The 1,995-nt window shown below is 29.5% G+C and carries 2 pseudogenes; both read right to left on the bottom strand.

Going from position 1 to position 1,995, the window contains the following annotated elements:
- Positions 1-1,265, bottom strand: a pseudogene (locus tag AJN58_RS05960) (hypothetical protein); the annotation flags it as partial.
- Between the two features lie 10 nt (positions 1,266-1,275).
- Positions 1,276-1,995 (bottom strand): annotated as a pseudogene (locus tag AJN58_RS05965) (hypothetical protein); the annotation flags it as partial.

A 1,995-nucleotide genomic window follows, 5' to 3' on the forward strand; every position in this document is an offset into this window, starting at 1 on the left:
TTTAGCATAAGCTAGTATTTTAGCTCGAAGTTCTTGCGGAAAATTATATCTATAAATAGCAGGGATTCTTGGATCAAGAAGTCTATCAAGCTTATGTCTTTTATAATACCATTCTAGATTTTCAGGGGTAAAATAATAAGGGGCATTAGGATAGCCTTGAGGAGGAGTTAGGGCTGCTAATTTGGCAGTTAATATCATAGAATCTATTCTTAATTGTGCACTTTCTTCACTCCGATCATTTGGAATATCATAACCATAAGCATTTACCATGCCATTATAATACCCTCCCCTATGATGATCAAATTCTCTTCTGCTTTCATAAGTAGAATCTATATCCCTTGGATCTTTTATTTTGCCCTCAACTATATCACTTCTTAAGGCTTTATACATACTTCCAAATTCATCACGAGCAATTCTATATTTATTATAATCAATCACCCAATCTACTCCCATAATCTCATCTATAAAAGGAAGCATACCAAATTCATCAGGTTTTAAAGTCTTAGCTAAGGTTTTAATCTCTTGTTCTCTTAAAGGATTTTTATGCACTCCTACTAAACCACTTCCTACAGCAATATCTGCATAACCATAAATAGCACCTAATAAATTAGGTTTATCTAATATACTACTTCCTCCACTTAATTGTATATAAAGTATAGTAGCTTGGATAAATCTTGCATTAAAACCATTTTGAGACATATCATTAGCTAGGTATTTATAATCACCTAATATTCCTGCTGCCATACCCCATTCATTATGAAATAAACTTGATCTTAGATTATGTTTATTATCATCTACTATTCTATATAATTTTTCATATTTAGGATCTACATTTCCTTTTTCATCTACAGCTCCTATAGCTTCATAAGGTATATCTATAACAACACTTCTTATACCACTTCTTATAACTAAATATTTATATCTTTCTTTTTTAGTTTTTAAAGATTTATAATAAGCTTTTTCTGCTTTAGTCCAAGGAGCTATGCTTCCTTTGATAGGATCTTTTAAATAAATACTTTGCCAATCTTTAAATTCAAGCAAAGTAGATTTCTCCCCTGTGTGAAATTCAGGATCTAGATACCTAGGTTGATAATTAATATAAGGAGAAGTTCTTAATATACGATCAGCTTCAAACAAAGCTTTAGAATATTCTTGGGTGTATTTGCCTACCTTAGCTCCCCCATCATATAATAAAATTTTATTCGTTTTTTTTCTACATCTAATATACCACCATTAGGTGTATAAATCTCGTAAGTTTCACTCATTTTTATCCTTTCATCCTATATATAAACCATCTTCCATGATTATAGTTGTAGCTAGTCTGCCTATGAAATTAGGCGGAGTTTTTGTTTCTGATGTGATGTCAGCATTTGCACTTGCTTTGCTAGTGTTATTTTCTCTTTTGCCTATAGCTTTCAAGCTTTCTTTATTTCCATTTATCCCCATATACATAGCCTTAAGATTGTTTTGTCCTATGATATTGAGTTTTTCTAGTAATCTTCTGGTTTTATTTTTATCTTCTATATATCTTCCTGTTTTATCTTTACTTGTATTGTAAATTCCATTAGCAAAATCTTGTAAAATTTGTAAAGCTTCATTGTAAGCATGAATAGGACTATCTTCATCCTTTTTAAAAGCACTAATTTGCTTTTCTTTATTTCTAAACTCTTTAAACAAAGGATGATTACAAGGAAGTTGATATATAGTGCATTTTTTAAGTTCTAAAGATTTTAACTCTTTAAAATAAAAAGTATAATCATCTATAATATATTTTTGTTCTTTTATATCCTCTAAAGCAGTTGCATTTCTTTTCTCATCAATAATCAAATAAGACAAAAGTCTTTTTAAAAGAAATTCTTTATTTTCTTCAAGCTTTTGATCTATTTCATAATGAAAGGAAAAATGAGTGTCAAAAACTCCTGTGCAAAGATCTATGCCATAAAAAATTTTCTTTAAATCAAAGCTAATGAATTTCGAATTGATTGCAAAAGGATA

Origin of the sequence: Campylobacter sp. BCW_4321 (genome assembly GCF_001763075.1) — a bacterium.
Lineage (GTDB): Bacteria > Campylobacterota > Campylobacteria > Campylobacterales > Campylobacteraceae > Campylobacter_D > Campylobacter_D jejuni.